Below are 7,909 nucleotides of genomic sequence, written 5' to 3' on the forward strand. Positions count from 1 at the left end.
TAGAAACCAGCGTAATGAGGGAGAAAGTATGCCGTGAGAAAAAAAGGGGCAGCTTTTTGCTTTTGCAGCCATTGGTCCTGATGTTTGAACGGAAACTGGCAAGTGGTAAGGGGAAGGCTACATATTTTTGATGTTTCCGTTTCGCGATAGTTTTTTCCTATTTGAAATGCTTCTGCAATTTTTGTAAGTATATCTCCTGTTTCTAAATGACGATCGCTGAAATTTTCCATATTTCGTACATTTTTATCTTTTAGCACTTGCCATAATTTATCGATTGCTTGAAATCCCTCTGTTGTGTTTTGAATAAGACCAAGGTTTAAAAGGCGATTAATAGATTTGTGAATGTTTTTAGTTTCTGAATTGACAAGTTTGAGGATATCAGAAAGAATTTTAGCACCAAGTATAATAACAGTATAGACAGCGTGTAGTGTCGGTGAGGTCATGGCAAAAATGAGCGAATTATAAGAAAAATGTTTTGGCTGTATTGCACATGGATATCAATAGAATATTATTCGTGCAGAATGTAGCTACCTTACGCTTGTCTATCCCATAATCCTTTAAGCTATGAGACAATTTGCAGCGGCGTTTACAGAGCAATCTTTAAAGACCATTTTGAGCTTTTTTGCCGCAGAGTGTGTTACAAAATCATAATTGAGCCATTTATGGCGAAGTGTTTTGGGCACCCTTGTTGTGCCCCCAGTAGCAAAAGTTATATGTGACATTGAAGTTCCTTATTTTTTTAGTTTGCATAAGGCAAAGGCAAGAAGCAAAGGCGGAGATACCAACAATCATGCAAAAGGTGAAAGCGATGTGATTGTTGAAATGGCTGATGATCCATCCACTTGTCCATGAGCCGGCAGCTTGGCCAATATTTGAAATAACAAGAATATAACTAAAAAGAACACTGGCAGAGAGGGATGAGGTTGTTTTCCTTGCTTGATAGTATACCTCTGGAATCATGACAGATTCATAGACACTGTAGGCAATTAACGCAGTCACAGCGATAAAGACGCCACCCATAAGGAAAAATGCAGCGAAACTTCCCATAAGCCATAATAGGTAGAAAGTTGATTTATCAGAAAGGCTGAGATGTTTATTGATTATTCCTTGCCAGATACAAATACTGATGCCAACAATTGAAAAGAAAATTCCACTATAAGGGGCGAGATTGCTGTCAAATTTGCTGAGAAGTGTTGTGGTGGTGATGAAAATTCCCATGAGGAATGCACAAAGCAAAGCCGTGACCAGCAAATAAGCAATAGAGCGATTATATATTATTGTTTTTAAAGAAGAAAGAAAAGAATTCTTTATTTTTTTGTTCTTTTCAAGAGATAATTTTTTATGGGGGTAGTGATAAACAATTTGAATGGATAAAACACAAAGATACAAACCAATGAGTGCAAAAAAAGCCATCAAAAAAACTGATGCGTTGTATTTTATGGCACTCGTTGCAACAAGAGGGGCGATAACGACAGCAGCATTTTGAAAAAAAGAATAGAGAGTTAATGCGCGCTTAAGAGCATTTTCATTGAGATGTTCTGATAAAATTTCTCTCAAAAATGGCTTTGAAATTGCTTTCGAAAAAGCCATTAAGGTAAAAAAGATCAACCATGCAGAAGGTGTGAGCGATAGGATAATGCACACAAAAGCGCTACTCCTTAAAATAAAGGCGGTAGCCATTAAGAGTTTACGCGAAAATCTTTCTAATAAACTCGTTGTGGTTACCATGAGAATGCTTTCAAGGATTACTGATCCAGCGAGATAAAAAGCGACATTGGCAGCAGTTATGAGAGAAGAGTTTCCAAGCAAAGGGAGTACAAAGAAAAAGGAAAATTCAGAAAGAAAAACTGTGCTATAGATGAAAAAAGTTATTTTATTTTTGCCCATGGAATTTCCATAGAAGTGTCGTTAAATGATCAAATACATTTTGTTGTATCTCTTGAGGAAGTTTTGTCAGCCCTGTTTCTGCTGTGCACATTTCGTTGAAATAGTATCCTTCTTGATTCACCAGCCAGTCCACTGCAAGAATATTGTTTTTTGTTTTTTCTACGATGTTTTTAGAAATATCGAGCATGATTTGGATTGAGCAACAACACTGTGCGCGGATGTCTACGCAACAATCGTAAGATCATTGAGACCTTGATCCTATATCTTCTCCTGATGGTTTTGACTGTTCCTAATCCTATTTGATAACCAATTGACATCCCGCATTCTTGCTTTTCCATTTTAACCTTTATGAAGAGGATGTACTATCCCCCCATAGATTGTTAACATATGAATGGGATGAATGATTTTGTAACCTTTTAATGAATTTATATTTTTTTAGTGGAAGGTTATTCATTCTCTTGAAATAGAGAAGAAAAACGATAGCGTTCGCTAATCATTTTTCAATTCTCTTTTAGCGCATGCGTTGATATTTTCCTCCATGGCGTTGTAAAAAACCTCTCTCAACAAGAGTGCGTCGTAATCGGGCAAAGTCTATCGTAAAGAGGTTGCATATCTTGGAAACTTCCGTTTCGCTATAGATTTTTCCCATTTGAAAGGCTTCACCAATTTTTGATAGCATCTCTTCTGTTTCTAAATGGCGGTCGCTTAAATTTTCCCTATTTCGTTCATGTTTATTTTCTAGCATTTTCCACACTGTCTCTTCGGCTTGAAATCCTTTTGTTGTGTTGTGAATAAGTCCAAGGTTCAAAAGGCGATTGATGGATTTGTGAATTGTTTTGGCATCTGAATCAATATGTTGGAGGATATCAGTAAGATTTTTTGCACCAAGGATAATGGCGGCATAAACAGCGCGCAGGGTAGGAGAGGCCATGGCAGAAATGAGCGAATTGCGTGTGTAGCGTTTGTGAAGTGCTTCTGCTCCCATGGGCAAAAGATCATTGCGAATGGGCAGTTCATTGATTTCTATGAGTTCTGCTTGGAGCGATTGTGCGCGTGTAGCCTGTTCGGCTGGGGTGCTTTTGCGAATAATTCCCAGACCACCCTGGCGATATTTGTGGTTTTCGGGGAGTGTTAAAGCTTCATAGGAGCCATCAAGCCGGTAGAGAATTTCTTCCCAGATGGGAGTTCTAACACGTCGAATCCGTTGTTCGCCATTGAGAGCAATCGTTGTGGTCATTGTTGGTTCATGCAGACAAAGATAACCACCAGGTGTGATATGTTCCCAAAGGGTTATAACAAATCGTACATCATCTGCTGGCGTTCCAGCATCAATCCAAGCAAAATCTATTGGCACCCAAGATTTGAGAGTTCTTTCATCAAGAGAGAAAAAATTTTCATTGATAAATGTTACAGTATCTTTTTCAATGCCATCTTTAAGAAGTCTTTGCCATGCTTCTTCTGCTGATTGACCTTCTACTGTAAAATCATCAATGGTAATAAGCCGAGGTTCGTAATTTTCAGGAATTCCTGAAGGGTCAAGCAAAGCTGTACGCTCTTCCCAAATGGCGGATTCTAGAAGCTTTTTATCCTGTTGCCATGCTTGTTTTGCTTTTTGGAGTGCTCTTGCGATAAAGCGCGTACTATCACCAGCACCGATTTCAATGACTGTACGCGGTCTTGCCATTTGAATGAGTGCATGGATCAGTTGAGCACTATTTTCTGTTCCCATACCAGGTCTTATCAGCTGCATCTTTTTATCCTTATAATTTTATCAATCGTAGCATTCCTGCTTTTACAAGAAACTTTATTGAATCCTCTAGCGGGTGTTGAAGATGCATTGGTGTGGTGGCTTGCTTCAAGAGATGTTTTGTTTTTTCATGAAGCCGGATTGTACGTCCATTAAGTTGATTAATGGCAAGGAACCCAAGAGAAGAATCTATGATAATACATGTTGGCTCTCGTAAAAGAGCGGTTGCATCATTTTTTGAAAAGGCTTTTTGATTTGTTTCGATGAGACCGTGTCGTAGCAGTGATATCAAAAGACTATTCACGTCAAAAAAGCAACCATTGAGTTTGATTTCTTTTAAGGATTGGACAAGGCAGCCTTCACGAAGTGCTTCAAATGTGGGAAAGTCGAATCCGCCAAATGCCGCTCCTTTTGTAGAAATAACGATTGCAGGTTGTATTTGCCGTTTTCCAATTAAAGCTGGTTTATTTCTCGTTATCTGTACGTCCTTTGCCCATTGAACGCGTGATAAAGGATTGAGTTCACGTGGGTAAACGTCAAAAGAATTGATGGCTGTGGGCGGTGTGGTTTTTTGTAAGGCAAGGGTGTGGATGCTTTCATTCAAGTCATGTAGCATATAGTCTGCCAGTTGCCATATATAACCACCTGTTCCATTGTAAAAGTTTAAGCCTATAGGGTCTTGTTGCATGATGTTAAACTGTTTTCTTCTGCTTTAAAATATCAAGTTTTGGCAAGGGTTATTTGCTTGGGTTGTTTGCTCCTCCACACGAGAATGGTTTATCAAAATCACATTGCTTGGTATAGGGTTGCATGGGAGATACAATAATTTGATCAAGTGGTGATTTTTATGCCATTTTTGGGCATGTTTTTTTTCGAGAGAAAAGATGGTAAAGTTTGCTAGGCATTATCCCATTCCTTTTTTTGCAGAGCGCGGTTTAATGTAAAGCCTAATATGCCTGTGATCATGGTGGCAATGCCGATGATAAGGAGTGTGTATTGGGTGTGATGCACTTTTACAAAACCTGCACTGATAAAACCAATGCACACGGCTGTTTGTATGATAAAGATATAGGCGGGCATTTGACTGTTTCGTTGTTCTTTTTGGATGGCTTTCATCATAAAACTTGCCATTAGTGCATTTTGCACACCGTTGGCACCCCCAAGGATGAAAAATGACAGCATCATCAACCATACAATGTGTGTGAGAGAAAAGCAGAAAATTGCAAATCCAATTATTGTCGCAGCCAGTGATGCTCCAGCAGCATTGCCAAAGCGGTGGAAAAGGCTGGAAAAGCAGAGCGGTCCAACGACGAGCCCTAGACTTATCATACTTGCAATTATCCCGTAGGTTTCAGCGCTTAAATACAGTTCGGTGCGGATGCGGACAATTGATAGGACATTAAGAGCCGAGGTGAGGGTGATGGTAATGATGAGGGGGGAAAGAGCATAGACAACATTTTTTTTACGCAAGAGCCCTCTTAAGTCTAGTCCCTTTTTGGCTTGTTGTACTGCGTTTGTTGTTGGCGTATGCATTTTTAAACTTTTAAAACAGAAGAGAGTGATAAAGGTTGCACAGAGAACCATGATGGATAGTGCAAAGAGCCCTTTTTGCCCGTTTGAAAGACCATATAGTACACCTCCTAACAGTGGTCCTGCAATGTAGCCGAGATTACGGACTGTTTGGATAATGCGGTTGTTACGGTCTAATTGCCGATCATTTTTTGCGAAGTCAGGTACAGCAACAAGGATAGCAGACCAAAAGAGTGAACCAGCACACCCTAGTGCAAAAGAAAGGGCAATATAAAGCCAAAATTGGTTAGCGGCTGCGGCTGCGGCTATGAAAAGTGCTTCAAACAATAAAACAATGGGGACTGTTCGCGTTGGTTGGAAGCGATGTAAGAGGCGCGGCGCAATGGGTCCTGCACAAATTGCTCCTATAAGCCCTGCAAAAAGCAGCATTGAAATCGAGGCTGTACTTTCTGCTAAGTGTAAAGCAAATGTGACCTGCGCTGTTTCATCGGCAAAGCTGCTAAGAGCCAAAATAATAAAAAGCCCTATTTGGGCGAAAATCATGGATTTCTTCTTTGTCACAATGCTCCCCAAGATGCCAAAGCTTTTACAGCTTTCAAAATTTCCTGCTGTGCATATTTATATGGGGTATCATTTAATTTTGCTAGATCTAATTTTTTCCTGATAAAAGTTGGGAAAGGAAGCTCTCTAGATGAGATCTATACTCAAAATTGGCGCAATGCCCATTTGCAGCGATAAGGAGTTCTTTTGTTTCCAGTAAGGGCACCCATTGGAGGGTTGTGAGTGGGCGAAGAGTGATTTCATTTTCAATCTCAGAGACGTCAACAAGAGGGCGATCGATGCATAAACGTGAACTTGTATCACAAATTAATTGAGAAACCAGCATATGGCGTTTTAAGGTACCATTTGCGATGGCGGAGTTTAGTGCAGAGTGTTGAAAAGCATTATCAGGGTTTAAATTTGCTCTTCCTGATGCGCGGATATCATGTCGCGTTCGATCATCAAGATGGAGTAAATGTGTGACATAATTTTTATGATGTTGTGCATCGTGTGCTGTTTCCCAAAAGGCAATATTGATATTTGCCGCGATATTTTTTCCAGTTTCAGCAACGTGGAAAGCATCATGGGGAAAGTAGGCAACACGGTCTGTACGGTTTTGCAGCGCAATTGCTGTTGATTTATGCGCTTCATATTCAGGATATTTTAACCCTTGGAGGTCTTCTCGTGTGTTGGGCCATGCAAACATTGTTTTGCCATCCTGTAGAGTAAAACCAAAATTATGAGCGTGATCTACATGGATCCCAACATGGGTAGAAGAATACCGGCCAATGAAGCAGTCAATATCTACACGTCCACCAGGTCTAAAACCTAAAGAATGTGCTAATTGATCTGCAAATTGTTTTGCCGCGTCCCATAGTATAGGAGTTGCAGCGTATAACCCATAATACATGACCGACCATTCTTGCCCTTTAGCATATTGATCAACGCGGGCAGTATATTCTTCTATAGTCCTTTCCGTATCTAAAACAAGAAAGTTTGAAGGAGGGTGTGGAGCTCACACGCCATTAACCACTGTTACTACTTCGGATTTAGGATTAAGTGCTAAGAGTTTATGAGGACGTAGAGCGTATTGTCTTAAAGCATCCAAAACATCCCTTTCATTGAAAGGGATGTACGAAATTGACAATTCAACTGCTTGCTTAGCCCAATTTTTTTTGAGAAAAGCCCTCTGAAAATAACTGAAACATGCACTTAAATAAGCTTAATTTTTAAAGTTGGATGGATAAGCAGATCTATATCAACAATACATCATTAAACTTCCAGCGAACCATTCATGACAAGCTTATTTTGATCAATTTGAATATCACTGTGCTTGGTATATTTAATACTTCCCCTTGATTTCATCTCTTTAGCAACCAATTCAATAACCTCTTTTACTTTAATTTAAGTAAAATATTCATATATTCCCTCCTTAATTGATAAAAACACATAATAATTCATATAAAAAATGATCACATTCGCGCATCTTGCATAAATTTTTTGTCAGGCGTTTTTTAGCAATATCATTGAAGAGGGTATTCGCTTTTTTTTTTAACAACAAAGAGATGCGTGATTTTTTTGCTCTTTTCTTTGAAGGGATACACTGCATATAATGAAGAGCTCTCTATGTTTTCTTAAAAAGATAGATTGTTCTCTTTGAGGATTTTTGATTTTTTAAGGGCAATGAGTACAATATTCTCTCATCATTTGTGTATTCTGCTTTCAAGTTTGAACTTCGAAAGACTTTGTTTTTTTATGTTGTAAGGTCGTGTATAAGTTGCCATTTACGCAAAAAGCTTTTCAAGCAGGTGCCAAAAAAGCTGTACAGATTGTACAGCTTTTTATTGGTTTTATACCTTCTGAGCCATAAGTATTTAAAGCGTGAAAAAGTCTCTGCGACTTCTGTACCCATAATAGCCAAAAACGCTGGAAATTACGGCACCTATGAGGCTTCCTAAAAAGCCCCACCATCCCATATTGGAGGCTGTTTTTGTGGCTTTAGTTGCAGTGTTTTTTGCTCCCTTGATCGTATCCTCAAGATTGTCTGAGAGTTTTTCAGCCTGTTCTTCAAGGGCTTTGATGGCTTTTTCGGTTTTTCCCTCTGCGCTTTGATAGAGTTGAACGGCATGGTTGGCTGCTGTTTGTGCCTCCGCACGGGTCATGCCATCCTTCATAAGCGCATTGATGATATCGCTTCGATTAAAT

At 39.4% G+C, this 7,909-nt stretch carries 6 protein-coding genes and 2 pseudogenes; all 8 read right to left on the minus strand.

Annotated elements, in window-relative coordinates:
- Positions 1-443 (minus strand): annotated as a pseudogene (locus ACFIM8_RS08645) (hypothetical protein); the annotation flags it as partial.
- A gap of 217 nt (positions 444-660) precedes the next feature.
- Entirely contained in the window at positions 661-1,887 is a 1,227-nt protein-coding gene (locus ACFIM8_RS08650) for an MFS transporter (RefSeq protein WP_375614790.1), read from the minus strand.
- Positions 1,874-2,074, minus strand: coding sequence for a hypothetical protein (locus tag ACFIM8_RS08655; protein ID WP_375614198.1), 201 nt, complete (start codon positions 2,072-2,074; stop codon positions 1,874-1,876). The genes ACFIM8_RS08650 and ACFIM8_RS08655 overlap by 14 nt, the downstream gene beginning before the upstream one ends.
- A gap of 324 nt (positions 2,075-2,398) precedes the next feature.
- Entirely contained in the window at positions 2,399-3,637 is a 1,239-nt protein-coding gene (locus ACFIM8_RS08660) for a DUF2087 domain-containing protein (protein ID WP_375614791.1), read from the minus strand.
- Between the two features lie 10 nt (positions 3,638-3,647).
- Positions 3,648-4,322, minus strand: coding sequence for a hypothetical protein (locus tag ACFIM8_RS08665; RefSeq protein ID WP_375614792.1), 675 nt, complete (start codon positions 4,320-4,322; stop codon positions 3,648-3,650).
- A 209-nt stretch (positions 4,323-4,531) separates the two neighbouring features.
- Positions 4,532-5,725 carry an MFS transporter gene (locus ACFIM8_RS08670; RefSeq protein WP_375608799.1) on the minus strand — a complete coding sequence of 398 codons (1,194 nt, stop codon included), beginning with the start codon at positions 5,723-5,725 and terminating at the stop codon, positions 4,532-4,534.
- A gap of 88 nt (positions 5,726-5,813) precedes the next feature.
- On the minus strand, positions 5,814-6,614 hold the full coding sequence (locus ACFIM8_RS08675) for a hypothetical protein (RefSeq protein WP_375614793.1): 801 nt from the start codon (positions 6,612-6,614) through the stop codon (positions 5,814-5,816).
- 964 nt (positions 6,615-7,578) lie between these two features.
- Positions 7,579-7,909 (minus strand): annotated as a pseudogene (locus ACFIM8_RS08680) (DUF3792 domain-containing protein); the annotation flags it as partial.

It is taken from the genome of Bartonella sp. AC535YNZD, from assembly GCF_042196625.1.
Classification (GTDB): domain Bacteria; phylum Pseudomonadota; class Alphaproteobacteria; order Rhizobiales; family Rhizobiaceae; genus Bartonella.

What these genes read in the sequence shown, in the direction of transcription:
- ACFIM8_RS08650 (WP_375614790.1), bottom strand. Translation starts at nt 1,887, where the DNA reads ATGGGCAAAAATAAAATAACTTTTTTCATCTATAGCACAGTTTTTCTT.
- ACFIM8_RS08655 (WP_375614198.1), bottom strand. Translation starts at nt 2,074, where the DNA reads ATGCTCGATATTTCTAAAAACATCGTAGAAAAAACAAAAAACAATATT.
- ACFIM8_RS08660 (WP_375614791.1), bottom strand. Translation starts at nt 3,637, where the DNA reads ATGCAGCTGATAAGACCTGGTATGGGAACAGAAAATAGTGCTCAACTG.
- ACFIM8_RS08665 (WP_375614792.1), bottom strand. Translation starts at nt 4,322, where the DNA reads ATGCAACAAGACCCTATAGGCTTAAACTTTTACAATGGAACAGGTGGT.
- ACFIM8_RS08675 (WP_375614793.1), bottom strand. Translation starts at nt 6,614, where the DNA reads ATGTATTATGGGTTATACGCTGCAACTCCTATACTATGGGACGCGGCA.